Here is a 13101-nt window from a genome sequence, read left to right as displayed (position 1 = left end):
GGCCCGGCCGTCAGAGGTTGATCGCGTACGCCTTGCGCAGCGTCTCGTGCACGGTCCACGTCGTGCGGTCGCCGGCGCGCAGCACCGCCATGTCGCCGGGCCCCACCCGCAGTGTCGGCCCGTCCGCCACCTCGATCGTCGCCGAGCCGCTGATCACGACGAACAGCTCGTCCGCCTCCGTGTCCGTGACCACGCCCGGGGTGATCTGCCAGACGCCCCGGATCTGCCGCCCGTCCGGCGACTCCCAGACCACCTTTCCGGTGACCTCGGGGTTTCCGGAGACGATCTGTTCCGGGTCCAGTGGCTCGGGTTCGAGGTCGGCGTCGGGGATATGGAGCGCGAAGCTGTGCGTCATACGGCCGACCCTAGTCGGCGCGCGTGCCCAGCCGCCGTGGACAGTGTGTGGGGCGTCGGGCCTGGTCGGGGGACACTTCGTCGGGGTGCGGGCCAGCGGCGCGGACTGGCGGGGGTGCCGGGGCCGGGTGATCGTGGGGACATGGCTGACTCCACGGTCTCCACGGCGCCGGGCCCGGCATCGTCCGGGCACGGCACGCGTGAGGCCGTCCTGTTCGGTGGGGTGTACGGCGCCGTGCTCGCCAGCTCGATGGTCGCGGCGCTCACCCGGTACGGGCACACGTCCGCGGAGGTCCGGGGCTACGACGCGGCGTGGGTGCTGGTGACCGCGTGCGCCTCCGCACTCGCCCACGGGTACGCCCACTACATCGCCGAGCGAACTCCCCACCGCCGGTGGGACGTCCTGCTCGCCATGCGCAACGAGTGGCCGCTCGTCACGGCCGTGCTGCCCACGGCCCTCCTGCTGGCGGGCGCGCGGTTGGGCTGGTGGGCCGCTCAGGGCGTCGAGTACACGGCCTTCGCCCTCAACATCCTGATCCTGTTCGTGCTCGGCCTCCTCACGGCCCGCTGGTCGGGGCGGCGCTGGCCGGTCGCCGTCCTCATGGGGACGGGGGACGCGATGCTCGGGCTGATCGTGGTGGTGGCGAACGCGATCATCAAGTAGCCGGGAGCGGCGGTGTGAGCGGACGGCGCGGACTCCGTGCCGGGGTGATGGGCAGGGCGCGGCGGGGCGGTGTCAGCGGACGGCGCGGACTCCGTCCATGGCGATGGCCAGGACCCGGTCCCGCTGGGCGTCGTCGTCGAAGACCGTCGCCGTGATCCCGGCGACCATCCGCAGCAGGTCCCCGAAGTCCATGTCCGCCCGCGCGGCGCCGGCCCGCTGTGCCCGCTCCAGCAGCGGACCGCCGGCCGCGTACATGGACTCGCGGCACGCCTGGAAGATGTCGGACTCGCCGTCCAGGGCCTCGCGCACCGCACGCTTGGTGACCATGTACCCGGCGAACCGGTCCAGCCAGGCCGTCAGCGCCGCCCAGGGCTCCCGGTCCGCGAGTTCGACGGCCGCCCGGCACAGGGTGTTGACCTCGTCCGCGTAGACGGTCTCGAACAGATCGCGGCGGGTCGGGAAGTTCCGGTACAGGGTGCCGATGCCGACGCCCGCGCGCCGGGCGATGTCCTCCAGGGAGGCGTCGGCCCCGTGCTCGGCGAACGCCGCGCGGGCGGCTTCGAGCAGGGCGTCGTAGTTGCGGGCGGCGTCCTTACGGTGCGGGCGGCGGGTCGCCACGATCTCGCTGACGGGGAACGGCGTGGCCGTCACTGCTGCCTCCCGGGAAGAGCGTCGATTGAACCGGAGGGGTACCTCCGCTACAGTGGAGGGGTACCTCCACTTTACCAGTGCGGGGTGGCTCCGCCGTGGCCGGACGCGGCCCGGGAGCCGACTACGCACCCCCTCACCCTCGCGCGGCCCGTCCGACCGTGCCCCTCGGCATTCGGCCTTCCGCGCCCCCGTCCTCGGAGAGGCTGCTTCATGTCCCGCCCGTCGACCCGCCTCACCTTCGCGGTCCTCGCGACCGGTGCCGGCGTGTTCTCCATGCTTCAGTCGCTGATCGCGCCGGCCCTGCCGACCGTCCAGCACGCCCTGCACACCTCCCAGTCCACCGCGACCTGGGTGATGACGGCCTATCTGCTGTCCGCCTCGGTCTTCACCCCGATCCTCGGCCGGGTCGGCGACCTCGCCGGCAAGAAACGGACCCTCGTCGCCGTCCTGTTCGCCGTCCTCGCGGGCTGTCTCGTCGCCGCGCTGGCCCCGAACATCGGCGTGCTCATCGTCGCCCGGGCCGTCCAGGGCATCGGGGGCGCCCTGTTCCCGCTCTCCTTCGGCATCATCCGGGACGAGTTCGCCCCGGCCGAGGTCAGCGGCAGCATCAGCAACCTCTCCGCCGTGATCGCGGCCGGCGGCGGAGTCGGCATGGTGGCCGCCGGCCCGATCGTGTCCGCGCTCGACTACCGCTGGCTGTTCTGGATCCCGGTGGGGATCGTCGCCGTGACCGTCCTGATCGCCCTGCGCCATGTCCCCGAGTCGCCCAAGCGGGCGGAGGGGAAGGTCAGCTGGACTGGCGCCGTGCTGCTCTCCGGCTGGCTGGTGGCCCTGCTGCTGCCCCTCAGCCAGGCCGGGCAGTGGGGCTGGGGCTCGGCGAAGGTGCTCGGCCTGTTCGCCGTCGCCGCTCTGCTGTTCGCGGTGTGGCTGACGGCCGAGGCCCGTTCGCGCAGCCCGCTCATCGATCTGCGGGTGCTCCGGCTGCCCGCGGTGTGGACGACCAACATCGCCGCCCTGCTGTTCGGCGCCGGCATGTACTCCATATGGTCGTTCCTGCCCGGGTTCGTCCAGACGCCGGCCGCGGCCGGCTACGGCTTCGGTGCCAGCGTGACCGCCTCGGGGTTGCTGATGCTGCCCATGCTCGTCGCGATGTTCCTCGCCGGCATCCTGTCGGGCCGCCTGGAGCCCCGCGTCGGCACCAAGGCACTGCTCACCGCGGGGGCCGCCTTCGGCGCGCTGGCCTGCGGCTTCCTCACCCTCTGGCATGACGCCCAGTGGCAGATCGCTGTCGTCGCGGGGCTGTTCGGCCTCGGCATCGGACTGGCCTTCGCCTCGATGGCCAACCTCATCGTGGGCAGCGTGCCGGTGGAACAGACCGGTGCCGCGACCGGCATGAACGCCAACATCCGCACCATCGGCGGCTCCATCGGCGCCGCGCTCACCAGCGTCCTGGTCACCGGCCGGCTCCAGCCGTCGGGCCTGCCGTACGCCTCCGGTTACACCCACGGCTGGGCCCTGCTGGCCCTGCTCTGCCTGGCCGCGGCCGGCGCGGCCCTCCTCGTCCCGGTCCGCCGCCCCGGCCGACCCGCCGAGCCGCGTCCCGTGCCGGGGTCGACACGGGCACCCGCGCGGGTGCGGTAGTGTTGACCTGCGTGATCACACGGAACGCTCCGTGTGGGAGCGCAACGGGACGTGGCGCAGCTTGGTAGCGCACTTGACTGGGGGTCAAGGGGTCGCAGGTTCAAATCCTGTCGTCCCGACGGTGGCAGAGCCCGCCGACCTGCAACAACGGGTCGGCGGGCTGCTGGCGTTCCTCGGTGAGGTGGTGGCGGGTGCTGGGGAATCGCCAGATATCGGCCGGTGTCCGGGTCGGCCACGTCGCTCCTTGCTGCGTGCGGTGCTACACGGGCAGGTCCCAGGAAGGGCCATCTGGGGCGCTCATCCATACCCGCTGTGTGCCGTCCGGTTCTACGGTCAGACCGAAGCCGGTCTGTGCGGGTGATCCTGCACTCTGCCAGGTGGTGAGGGCGTCTTCCACCTGGTCCCAGAGGTTGAGCGGTCCGTGCTGGTGCACGGTCCAGCCGTCTCCGGCCGGTTCGGTCCATGCCTGTGAGCCGGTGGCGGTGTCCACCAGGACCACGCCGGTGCCGGTGGTCACGAGTTCGGCGGACGGTGCGGCGAGCTGGGCGAGGAACTGCCCGGTCCAGTCCTCCAGGAGCGCGGGGTTCACGCGGGTGGGACGCGTGGTGCCGGGGTGCTGGTGGAAGGTGGGCCGGGGCGGCCGTTCGTGGGGACGGGCCAGCATGTAGCTGATCTGGTCGGTGTGGAAGCGGCCGGTGGCGGTGCCGTCGTCGTGGACGGTGAGGCGGACGAGGCCGGAGGCCAGCATCCATCCGCTGATGGTGGTGGTGATGGTTCCGCCGTCGCGTACCTGGTAGAGCCAGGCCGGGGGGATGTGGCGGACGGCGCAGGTGGCCACGATGTGGTCGTATTCGGCGCCGTCCTTGTGCCCGGCGAGGCCGTCACCGGTGATGAGGGTGGGCTGGTAACCGGCTGCGTGGATGTGGTCGGCCGCCGCGGCGGCCAAGCCCGGGTCGTACTCGATGGAGTACACGTTCTTGTCGCCGAGGCGGCTGGAGAGGATTGCGGTGGAGTAGCCGGTACCGGTGCCGATCTCCAACACCTTGTCGCCCTCGCGGATCTGCGCGAGGTCGAGCATGCGCACGATCAGGGACGGCAGCGTGCTGGACGAGGTGGGGTGGCCGGTGACGGGCCCGGCCGCGTCGGCTGCGGTGGTGCCGTCGACTTGGGTGACCCAGGTGATGTCTTGGTAGACGAGCCCCAGCCACTTGCCGGGGTTGGTCTGGTCGCGGTGCACGGGGGTCCACTGGCGGCCGTCGAACTGGAACAGGCCATCACGGATGAACAGTTCGCGGGGCACCGTTTCGAGGGCGGTACGCCATGCCGGGTCGACCGCGGGAACAGCGGCGGCGAGTTGGCGGCGCAGGGCGCTGGGATCGGTCATGCGGGGGCTCCGTGCTGTAGGTGGTCGGCGATGACGCGGGTGATCGGGGTGGTGATGTGATCGGGGAACCAGGCCCATTGACCGTTGGGGTTGCACTCGTACCACTGCCAGGCCCCGCCATGGTCTAGGCCGAAGTCGAAGGCGCCGAAGACAAGGCCGAAGGCGTCCAGGTAGGCGCGCACGCCCTTGGCTACCTCCGGGGGACGGGCACGGACGTGTAGGTGAGCCGGTCGTAGTGGCGGCGCCAGTCCACGCCGGGTGAGCCGTCGATGCGGACGGCGGTGAGGTGGTCGCCGACGGCGGTGAGGCGGATGTCGGCGGTCTTCGCGACGCGCTGTTGGAAGAGATGCGCGGTGTGGCGTATCTGCCGGTCGATCTGGTCGGGGGTGACGTCTTCGATCCACACCGTCAGGGCGCGGCCGGTGTCGTCGGTGTACTCGGTCTCCCTGAGCGGCTTGTAGATGACCGGGCCGTGCTCGTCGGTGAAGGCGCGAACGCGGCCGGGGTCGTTCGTGATGAGCGTGGGTGGCACGGTGAAGCCGCAGGCGGCGGCCGTGGCCAGTTGCGCCGGCTTGTACTCGGCATCCCGGTTGCGCCAGGGATGGTTCAGGTAGCGGGCGCCGGGGAGGGCGGCGAGGATGCCGCCGAGCCCGTAGCGGGCTTCTTCGACGGCCCATCGGCCGGTCTGCTCGTCCATGGCGCGGTCGGCGGTGTAGGGGGTGGGCCGCCGCCAGTACACCGACCGGACGTTCCACAGGTCGACGGTCCGGGATCCGGTGGCGAGGGCGCCGCCGGGTCCGATGCTGTCGAAGGTGCCGGACAAGGTCACCTCGCGGGGGAAGTCGCCGGGGTCCAGGCGGACCACTGGCACGCGACGCCGGTTCAGTTCGGTGATCACTTCGTCCGCGGTCGCGTCGTCCAAGCGCGTGACGACGAGGACGGGCGGCCCACCCACAGCCATCAGTCAGAGTCCCCGTTCTGGTCGCTGCCCTGGTCCGGGGTGCCGTCCAGGCTGGTCTTCGTGCTCGTCTCCTGCGACGTCTCCGACCGCTTGTGCTTGGCCTCCACCGTCAGCGGTGCGCCGTCGCGGCCGACCCATGCGGGGACCTGCGTGTCCGGGTCCAGGACGGGCCGGGCGGCGGGGAGGACGGCCGCAGTCGGGTAGGGCCGCATGCGTCCGAGTCCCCAGGGGGCGACCTGATCCAGTGGCGCTAAGGGCTGCTGCATGAGTCTCCTTCGTCTCTCAGGTGATCCAACGGTGTCACTCGCCGTCTGGTGATTCCAGATGGCGAACAGGGCCCGGCCGAGGCGGCAGGTGTGAACGAGCGAGCCCCGGCCGAGGGCTCAGAGGCCGCCCGCCCCAGAGGAATTGGGCAGGCGGCCGGACGGTCCCCGACGGGGGCGGGGACCAGGCCCGCGCGGGTGCGGCGGGTGCACTGCGCGGGCCTGGTCCCCGCCCCGGTGGCCGGGTGCGGGGGCGTGGCGGCCGTGCAGGCGACCGGCCCCGGGGCGGGGATCACGGGGTGGCCCGTGGGCCGCAGCGGCAGGCGTGCTGTGCGTCCAGGTGGGCGGCGGTAAGGACGGTTGCCGACGGCTCGGCGTCGGGTGCGGAGTATGCGGCGGTGGCTGGGGCGGTCCGGGTCTCGCTGGTCACGATCGACGCCACCAGGCCGAGACCGACGACGCCAGCGCCCAGCAGGCTCGCCCCGGCGGTCACCCCGTCCGGTTCGGGCATGCGGTGGCGGCCGGTCACGGGCTGTCCGCCTTGATCAGAATCTCAGCCCAGACCTTCTTCCCCCAAGGAAGGAGGTCGGTTCCCCAGCGGTCGGAAAGCAGGTCGACCAGGAGCAGGCCCCGGCCGCCGAAGGCGTCCGGCCCGGGATGGTGCAGCTCGGGCATGCAGTGGCGGGACTTGTCGACCACAGCGACGCGGAGCCGGTCAGGCGCCGGCTGTTCCGCGATCACCCGGACGCTATGGGAGTGGCCGTGCCGGATCGCGTTCGTGACCAGCTCGGACATGAGGAGCGCGCCGGTCTCGGCGGCCCCCTGGTCCGGGCCCCATTCCGTGCACGCCTCGCGGAGTATCTGACGTGCTGTCGGAACGCTGGCGGCCTCGCTCGCGAGGGTGATGCTCTGGCGCGGGTGCTGCCGGCCTGGTCTCACCTGATCGTCGGTCATGGTCATCGTCACGCCTTGGTCGGGGCGGTTGGGGGGAGGCCCCGCCCGCGTGCCTCGGGGGAGAAACCTGCGGGCGGGGCACCGCCGGGGCGCGTTCACGGGTGCACTCCCCGGCGGCTGATAGGTAGTCAACGCCCGCGGAAGGGGACGGGGAGACTCCAGAAGGTGACTCCAACATGGAGTCAGGGCACGGGCGTTGGCCTTAGCATCGGTTCCATTCGCTACTCGGGGGAGTTGTAGATGTACCGTCTGTCACCGGACCCGCGTGAGGTCGTCGCCGGTCTCCTCGGGGATGAACGCCTGATCAGGGCGTGCGCCGAGAGGGACATGGGCGCGGTGTTCCGGATGTTCAATGCGCGCGGTATCAGTACGCGGCGGATCGCTGCGGCCGTCGACATCACGCAGGGGCGTCTGTACGACTACATGAACGGCAAGAGCCGGGTAGAGAAACTGACCCTGTTCGAGCAGATCGCCGACGCCTTCCACATCCCCGGTCATCTTTTGGGGCTGGCCCGCCGGTCGTGGGAGCCCGCGCCGGGAACCGCGGAGCATCAGCGGGCGGACCATCCGCCGCCGGACGGGGATGACCTGGTGGCCATGGACCACTTCCGCAGCGCTGACCGGCAGACCGGCGGCGGCCGGCTGTACGGGGCCGTCGTCCGGCACCTGTCGGACCGGGTGGCTCCCCGGCTGGTCGACCTCGGTAGCGGCCCGCAGGTGTTCGCCGCAGCAGCCGCGCTGACCGAGATGGCCGGATGGATGGCCCACGACTCCGGGCACGACCACCGTGCCGCGCAGCACTTCGCCCGCGCGCTCCCCCTCGCCCGAACCTCCGGTGACATGCCGTTGGCCGCCCACGTCGCCGCGAGCAGCAGCCACCTTGCCCGGGAGACCGGGGACGCGGCCGGGGCCGTGGGATGGGCGCGGACCGGGCTCGACCTGGCGGCGCAGGGCCCCCGGATTCCGGCGCTGACGGCACGGCTGCACACGATGCAGGCGCGGGCCCTGGCGGGCGCAGCCCAGCGCACCCCGGCGGCCCGCGCTCTGGAGGCCGCACACGGCGATCTCGACGCGGCAGCGGCTGCTGATCATCCGTGGCTGAGCCCGTTCGACGCCGCCGCCATGGCCGGTGAGGCGGCACTGATCATGCGCGACCTGGAACAGTACGACCAAGCCCTCACGCACGCCGAACAGGCCGTCGCCCTGCGGGAGGCGGGGCGGGCGCGGTCGCTGGCCCTCAGCCGGATCACCCTGGTCGACATCCACGTGCGCCGGGGCGACCTCGACGCCGCGGTGCACGTCGGACACGACCTGCTCAGCACCAGCCCGACCCTGGGTTCGGTCCGTGTCGTGCTGCAGCTCGACGGGTTGCGCCGGCTGCTGGAGCCGCACCGGGGGTACGCGCTTGTGAGGGAGTACCTGGCGCGGTTCGATGATGCACGCCGCGCCAGAATGCTCCTGCTGGCCGATCTGATCCCGCCGCACCCGGGAGGCACCACCGCATGAGGCGCACTGCACCCGACCCCGCCGACACCGACGCCTGGAACGCCTACCTTGCGGAGGGCAACGCCAGGCAGGCCCGCAAGCGCGTGGCGGCCGATGTGCTGCTGAGGGACCCGGACGGGCGGCTGCTGCTGGTGAACCCCACCTACAAACCCGGCTGGGACCTCCCCGGCGGGATGGCGGAAGCCAACGAGCCGCCGGAGGACGCGGTACGACGGGAGCTGATCGAGGAACTCGGCCTGCACGTCACCCTGCTCGGGCTGCTGGTCGTGGACTGGGTCGCCCCACACGGCCCCTGGGACGACCAGATCGCATTCATCTTCGACGGCGGCACGCTCGACCAGGACCAGGCCGACCGGCTGCGTCCACGCGACGAAGAGCTATCGGAGGCCGCCTTCGTCAAGCCGGCCGACGCCGCCGACCGACTCCGGGACCGGATGCGACGTCGGTTCGAGCAGGCCCTGAAGGCACTGGAAGCGGGACGTCCGCTGTACCTCCGAGACGGCGCCCCCGTCATGTGACCGGCGCGCGGCATCCCCCGCACCCATCGCCCCGGGTGCGGCCGTCGCGCTCTTCATGCGCGGCCCGATGGGTGTAGACCCCTCCCGGGACAGCTGTGGGTTGCTGTAGATGATCCCGACCGAGAAAGATCAGCCGTAGAACGGATGCCCGTGCCGCTGGCGGTTGTGAACCGAGAGGTGAAGGCCCCCGGCCGTCGACGGACAAGCGGAACGGTCCTCGGTGGCAACCCTCCCGAGGGACGAGAGAGGGGCGGCAGCATGGCGTCCCGCGCGCCACAGAACCTCTGGCGGCCCGGCCTTCTCGCCCCTGGCGCGGATCAGGGGCACCCACCGACGTGCAGGTGTGCACGACCGAGAGCGGTCAGGCGGCGGACCGTCGCCAGGACTGCGCTAGGCCATCGGCTAGGGAACGCGCTAGGAGCGGCCGAGGGCGTACGGATCCGGACGGCGCCAGGACGGGGACGGACGTAGACGCACCGTTCCGGGGGAATCCGTCCGGTTCCGGACCGGCGGCGGGTGACTGGGGGTCAAGGGGGCGCGGGTTCGAATCCTGTCGTCCCGACTCGGCGGACAACGCGGGTCGGAGGCCGTGTCGGAGTGATCCGGCACGGCCTTTCGCGCGCGATCCGCTCATCGCGCGGGCCGCGGCCGGCAGTGGGGGCAACGGCCGCTGACCGGAAGCTGTCCCTTTTGTTTCCCGGTGCGTACACTCCACTGCGAAGTGTGATCTTCGCGGGTCGGAGGACGCGGCATGGGTGTACCTGGGACTCCCCGACGTGAAGTGGTCACGGGGGCTCCCCGCGCGCCCCACGGGCCCGCCCGCCCCGCCCGGGTGTACGCGGCGGAGCCCGTCGACTCCCTCGCCCTCCGCTCACTGATGCGCCGTCAGCTCCGGCTCGGCACGACCGTGTTCGCCCTGCTCGTGGGGGTGCTCGGACTGCTCCCCCTCGCCTTCACCGCTCTGCCGGACCCACGGGTCCGGCCGGGCAGTGCCCTGATCGTCTGGGCCGTTCTCGGTGTCGCCGTCTACCCCGCACTGGTCGTCCTCGGCCGGTGGTACGTCGTAGGCGCCGAACGCAATGAACGGGACACCGTGGACCTCGAAAGGCCCTGACGGTGAACGGTGTTCGACCGCCCGGACCCGGCCGCGGACCGGGGGCCGCCGGGTGAACCAGACCTACGGCATCGTGGCCGTGTCGGCGGCGATCGTCGCCACCTTGGTGATCGGCTCGACGGGGCTGCGCATCTCCCGCACCACGTCCGACTTCTACGTCGCCTCCCGTACCGTCCCGCCGTACCTCAACGCCATGGCCGTCAGCGGCGAGTACCTCTCGGCCGCCTCCTTCCTCGGCATCGCCGGACTCGTCGCCGCACAGGGCGTCGAGATGCTCTGGTTCCCCGTCGGCTACGCCGCCGGCTATCTCGTCCTGCTCGTGTTCGTCGCCGCCCCGCTGCGCCGTTCCGGGGCCTACACCCTGCCCGACTTCGCCGAGTCCCGGCTGGAGTCCAAGGCCGCCCGGCGCGTCGCCGGCGTGCTCGTCGTCGGTGTCGGATGGCTCTACCTGCTGCCCCAGCTCCAGGGCGCGGGACTCACCCTCGGACTGGTCACCGGGGCACCGCGCTGGCTCGGCGGCGTACTCGTCGCCGCGGTCGTCACCCTGGCCGTGGCCGCCGGCGGCATGCGCAGCATCACCTTCGTCCAGGCGTTCCAGTACTGCCTGAAGCTCACCGCGCTCCTCGTGCCCGCGGTCTTCCTGGTCATCGCCTGGCACGGCGACCCGCACCCCGCCCGGGCCGTGGACGAGCCGCCGGCCTTCCGCCGGCACACGCAGGTCACCGTCGAGAGCACCGTGCGCGTCAGGCTGGACGCGCCGCTGCGGACCGTGGTGACCGGCGCCGTGGACGGCAGGGCCCACAACGGCGGCCCCCTGGTGCTGCAACCCGGAGTGCACGAGATCCGGGCCGGGACGACGTTCCGGTTCCCGCCCGGGGCCCCGGTGCCCGAACGCGAGAGCGGCGACGGCCGGCGCGGCGGCGCCTCCAGCTGGGCGGCACCGCTGTCCGGAGGCAAGGACGATCACCCGCTGTACACGACGTACGGGCTGATATGCGCCACCTTCCTCGGCACCATGGGGCTGCCCCACGTCCTCGTCCGCTTCTACACCAACCCCGACGGCCGCGCCGCCCGGCGCACCACCGTGATCGTGCTCGCCCTGGTCGGCGGCTTCTACCTGCTGCCGCCCCTCTACGGTCTCCTCGGCCGGCTCTACGCGCCCGACCTGCTGCTCACCGGCAACACGGACGCCGCCGTCCTCGTGCTGCCGGAACGTCTCGTCGGAGGCGTCGGCGGCGACCTCCTCGGCGCGCTGATCGCCGCCGGCGCCTGTGCCGCCTTCCTGTCCACCGCCTCCGGGCTCACCCTCTCCGTGGCGGGCGTGCTCAGCCAGGACGTGCTGCCCTCGCTCGGCGTCCGCCACTTCCGGCCGGCGACGCTGCCGGCGGTCGCCGTGCCCGTCACGGTGAGCCTGGCCGCCGGCAACCTCCCCGTCGCCAACGCGGTGGGGCTCGCCTTCGCGGTGGCCGCCTCGTCCTTCTGCCCGCTGCTCGTGCTCGGCATCTGGTGGCGCGGGCTCACGGCACCCGGCGCGGTCGCGGGACTCCTCGCCGGCGGGGGCAGCGCCCTCACCGCGGTCGCCCTGACCATCGCCGGACCCCTGGCCGACGGCTGGGCGCACACCCTGCTGGCCTGGCCGGCCGTGTGGTCGGTACCGCTCGGTTTCCTGACCATGATCCTGGTGTCCCTGGCCACCCGCGACCGGATACCGGCCGGCACCGAGGCGGTCATGGCCCGCCTCCACCTGCCCGAACGCCCGGCGGGCCGGGGTGCGCCCGCCACGCCGAGGAGTGACGAGCGCATGACGGACCGCCGGCCCGCGGCCCACCGGAGCCGCCCGTGAACGGCCTCGCCCTCGTCGCCGCCGGCGCGCCCCTGCTGTTCGCCGCCGGGCTCGCCACGGGACGCCTGCTGGCCCGTCGGTCCGGCCGGGACGGCACGGAGCCGGGCACCCCCGTGGAACGCGCCACCTTCCGCACGCTGCACACCGCCTCCCTGGCGGCGCCCCCGCTGCGCGCCGGACTGACCGGCGACGCGGCCCGCAAGGCGGTACGACGGCTCCGGCCGCTGTTCGGCACGGCCGCGCTCGGGCTCACCGCCGGGGACCGGCTGCTGGCCTGGGACGGGCCGGGCCGGCACCACGAGGAGCCGGCCCTCGACCGGGTCCGCCAGGTGCTGGCCACCGGCCGCACACAGACGTTCGCCGTAGGCTGCCCGGACCCGGGGTGTCCCGTGCGCTGGGGCACCGCCGCCCCGCTCACCGTCGACCAGCGCGTGCTCGGTGCCCTCGTCGTCCTCGGTGCCGGGGAGCCGGCGCCCGCGGTCCGGGCCGCCGAGGAGGTCGCCCGCTGGGTCTCCGTCCAGCTGGAACTCGCCGATCTCGACCGGACCCGCACGGGACTGGTCGAGGCGGAGATCCGGGCGCTGCGCGCGCAGATCTCCCCCCACTTCGTCTACAACTCCCTCGCGGCGATCGCCTCGTTCGTCCGCACCGACCCCGAGCGGGCCCGGGAGCTCCTGCTGGAGTTCGCCGACTTCGCCCGCTACTCGTTCCGCCGCCACGGCGAGTTCACCACCCTGGCCGAGGAGCTGCGCTCGATCGAGCAGTTCCTGGAGCTGGTGCGCGCGCGGTTCGGACAGCGGCTGGAGGTGACCCTGCGGATCGCCCCCGAGGTGCTGCCCGTGGCAGTTCCCTTCCTGTGCCTTCAGCCCCTGGTGGAGAACGCGGTCAAACACGGTCTCGAGGAGAGCGTCGAGCGCAGCCGGATCACCATCGCCGCACAGGACGAGGGGGCGACGGCCCGCATCGTCATCGAGGACAACGGAGTCGGCATGGAGCCGGAACGGCTCCGCCGGATCCTGAACGGCGAAGGCGGCTCCACGGCGGGTATCGGGCTGCGCAACGTGGACGAGCGGCTGCGGCAGGTCTACGGGGACGACCACGGGCTGGTGATCGAGACCGGCGTCGGAGCCGGGATGAAGATCACCATCCGGGTCCCCAAGTACCGCACCGGAGTGCACAGCGGGCCCCCGCGCACCGCGGCGCGGGGGCCCGACGAGCCATGGCGTCCCGACGACCGGTGACGGCTCG

Annotated in this window: 15 protein-coding genes and 1 tRNA gene; 8 read left to right on the top strand and 8 right to left on the bottom strand. The window is 72.6% G+C overall.

Going from position 1 to position 13101, the window contains the following annotated elements; translation table 11 throughout:
* Positions 1 to 10: 10 nt before the first annotated feature.
* Positions 11 to 355, bottom strand: a complete 345-nt coding sequence (locus tag JK361_RS00600) for a cupin domain-containing protein (protein ID WP_201813595.1) — start codon at positions 353 to 355, stop codon at positions 11 to 13.
* A 141-nt stretch (positions 356 to 496) separates the two neighbouring features.
* On the opposite strand from JK361_RS00600, the gene JK361_RS00595 reads away from it, so the two are divergent.
* A complete protein-coding gene (locus JK361_RS00595; protein ID WP_201813594.1) occupies positions 497 to 1018 on the top strand; it encodes a hypothetical protein in 522 nt (173 codons plus the stop codon).
* A 72-nt stretch (positions 1019 to 1090) separates the two neighbouring features.
* On the opposite strand, the gene JK361_RS00590 is transcribed toward JK361_RS00595, so the two are convergent.
* Complete coding sequence (locus JK361_RS00590) at positions 1091 to 1669, bottom strand: TetR/AcrR family transcriptional regulator (RefSeq protein WP_201813593.1); 579 nt, start codon at positions 1667 to 1669, stop codon at positions 1091 to 1093.
* Positions 1670 to 1879: 210 nt separating this feature from the next.
* Here JK361_RS00590 and JK361_RS00585 point away from each other — a divergent pair, with 210 nt between their 5' ends.
* Together JK361_RS00585 and JK361_RS00580 are read left to right on the top strand one after the other, a co-directional pair.
* On the top strand, positions 1880 to 3310 hold the full coding sequence (locus JK361_RS00585) for an MFS transporter (protein ID WP_201813592.1): 1431 nt from the start codon (positions 1880 to 1882) through the stop codon (positions 3308 to 3310).
* A 45-nt stretch (positions 3311 to 3355) separates the two neighbouring features.
* Positions 3356 to 3429 (top strand) — tRNA-Pro (locus tag JK361_RS00580).
* A gap of 140 nt (positions 3430 to 3569) precedes the next feature.
* Here JK361_RS00580 and tgmC read toward each other — a convergent pair.
* The 6 genes from tgmC to JK361_RS00555 all read right to left on the bottom strand — a co-directional run bounded on the left by tgmC (position 3570) and on the right by JK361_RS00555 (position 6872).
* Positions 3570 to 4694, bottom strand: a complete 1125-nt coding sequence (gene tgmC / locus JK361_RS00575) for an ATP-grasp peptide maturase system methyltransferase (protein WP_201813591.1) — start codon at positions 4692 to 4694, stop codon at positions 3570 to 3572.
* Complete coding sequence (locus JK361_RS40880; protein ID WP_236052295.1) at positions 4691 to 4876, bottom strand: hypothetical protein; 186 nt, start codon at positions 4874 to 4876, stop codon at positions 4691 to 4693. Before JK361_RS40880 ends, tgmC begins: the two co-directional genes overlap by 4 nt.
* A gap of 8 nt (positions 4877 to 4884) precedes the next feature.
* On the bottom strand, positions 4885 to 5655 hold the full coding sequence (locus JK361_RS00570; RefSeq protein WP_236052294.1) for an MvdC/MvdD family ATP grasp protein: 771 nt from the start codon (positions 5653 to 5655) through the stop codon (positions 4885 to 4887).
* Entirely contained in the window at positions 5655 to 5921 is a 267-nt protein-coding gene (gene tgmA, locus JK361_RS00565; RefSeq protein ID WP_201813590.1) for a putative ATP-grasp-modified RiPP, read from the bottom strand. Before tgmA ends, JK361_RS00570 begins: the two co-directional genes overlap by 1 nt.
* Positions 5922 to 6210: 289 nt before the next feature.
* Positions 6211 to 6447, bottom strand: coding sequence for a hypothetical protein (locus tag JK361_RS00560; protein ID WP_201813589.1), 237 nt, complete (start codon positions 6445 to 6447; stop codon positions 6211 to 6213).
* Positions 6444 to 6872, bottom strand: coding sequence for an ATP-binding protein (locus JK361_RS00555; protein WP_236052293.1), 429 nt, complete (start codon positions 6870 to 6872; stop codon positions 6444 to 6446). The genes JK361_RS00560 and JK361_RS00555 overlap by 4 nt, the downstream gene beginning before the upstream one ends.
* Positions 6873 to 7112: 240 nt before the next feature.
* Here JK361_RS00555 and JK361_RS00550 point away from each other — a divergent pair, with 240 nt between their 5' ends.
* The 5 genes from JK361_RS00550 to JK361_RS00530 all read left to right on the top strand — a co-directional run bounded on the left by JK361_RS00550 (position 7113) and on the right by JK361_RS00530 (position 13094).
* On the top strand, positions 7113 to 8378 hold the full coding sequence (locus JK361_RS00550; protein WP_201813587.1) for a helix-turn-helix domain-containing protein: 1266 nt from the start codon (positions 7113 to 7115) through the stop codon (positions 8376 to 8378).
* Positions 8375 to 8896 (top strand): NUDIX domain-containing protein, encoded by a 522-nt coding sequence (locus JK361_RS00545; protein ID WP_201813586.1) that lies wholly within the window; start codon positions 8375 to 8377, stop codon positions 8894 to 8896. The genes JK361_RS00550 and JK361_RS00545 overlap by 4 nt, the downstream gene beginning before the upstream one ends.
* A gap of 751 nt (positions 8897 to 9647) precedes the next feature.
* Complete coding sequence (locus JK361_RS40875) at positions 9648 to 10010, top strand: hypothetical protein (RefSeq protein ID WP_236052292.1); 363 nt, start codon at positions 9648 to 9650, stop codon at positions 10008 to 10010.
* Positions 10011 to 10062: 52 nt separating this feature from the next.
* Positions 10063 to 11853, top strand: coding sequence for a sodium/solute symporter (locus JK361_RS00535; RefSeq protein WP_307787100.1), 1791 nt, complete (start codon positions 10063 to 10065; stop codon positions 11851 to 11853).
* A complete protein-coding gene (locus JK361_RS00530; protein ID WP_201813585.1) occupies positions 11850 to 13094 on the top strand; it encodes a sensor histidine kinase in 1245 nt (414 codons plus the stop codon). The genes JK361_RS00535 and JK361_RS00530 overlap by 4 nt, the downstream gene beginning before the upstream one ends.
* The last annotated feature ends 7 nt before the right edge of the window (positions 13095 to 13101 follow it).

It is taken from the genome of Streptomyces musisoli (assembly GCF_016741855.1).
GTDB classification, from domain to species: domain Bacteria; phylum Actinomycetota; class Actinomycetes; order Streptomycetales; family Streptomycetaceae; genus Streptomyces; species Streptomyces musisoli.
This window is presented reverse-complemented; position numbering and strand designations above follow the sequence as displayed.

What these genes read in the sequence shown, in the direction of transcription:
- JK361_RS00600 (WP_201813595.1), bottom strand. Translation starts at nt 355, where the DNA reads ATGACGCACAGCTTCGCGCTCCATATCCCCGACGCCGACCTCGAACCC.
- JK361_RS00595 (WP_201813594.1), top strand. Translation starts at nt 497, where the DNA reads ATGGCTGACTCCACGGTCTCCACGGCGCCGGGCCCGGCATCGTCCGGG.
- JK361_RS00585 (WP_201813592.1), top strand. Translation starts at nt 1,880, where the DNA reads ATGTCCCGCCCGTCGACCCGCCTCACCTTCGCGGTCCTCGCGACCGGT.
- tgmC (WP_201813591.1), bottom strand. Translation starts at nt 4,694, where the DNA reads ATGACCGATCCCAGCGCCCTGCGCCGCCAACTCGCCGCCGCTGTTCCC.
- JK361_RS00570 (WP_236052294.1), bottom strand. Translation starts at nt 5,655, where the DNA reads ATGGCTGTGGGTGGGCCGCCCGTCCTCGTCGTCACGCGCTTGGACGAC.
- tgmA (WP_201813590.1), bottom strand. Translation starts at nt 5,921, where the DNA reads ATGCAGCAGCCCTTAGCGCCACTGGATCAGGTCGCCCCCTGGGGACTC.
- JK361_RS00555 (WP_236052293.1), bottom strand. Translation starts at nt 6,872, where the DNA reads ATGACCGACGATCAGGTGAGACCAGGCCGGCAGCACCCGCGCCAGAGC.
- JK361_RS00550 (WP_201813587.1), top strand. Translation starts at nt 7,113, where the DNA reads ATGTACCGTCTGTCACCGGACCCGCGTGAGGTCGTCGCCGGTCTCCTC.
- JK361_RS00545 (WP_201813586.1), top strand. Translation starts at nt 8,375, where the DNA reads ATGAGGCGCACTGCACCCGACCCCGCCGACACCGACGCCTGGAACGCC.
- JK361_RS40875 (WP_236052292.1), top strand. Translation starts at nt 9,648, where the DNA reads ATGGGTGTACCTGGGACTCCCCGACGTGAAGTGGTCACGGGGGCTCCC.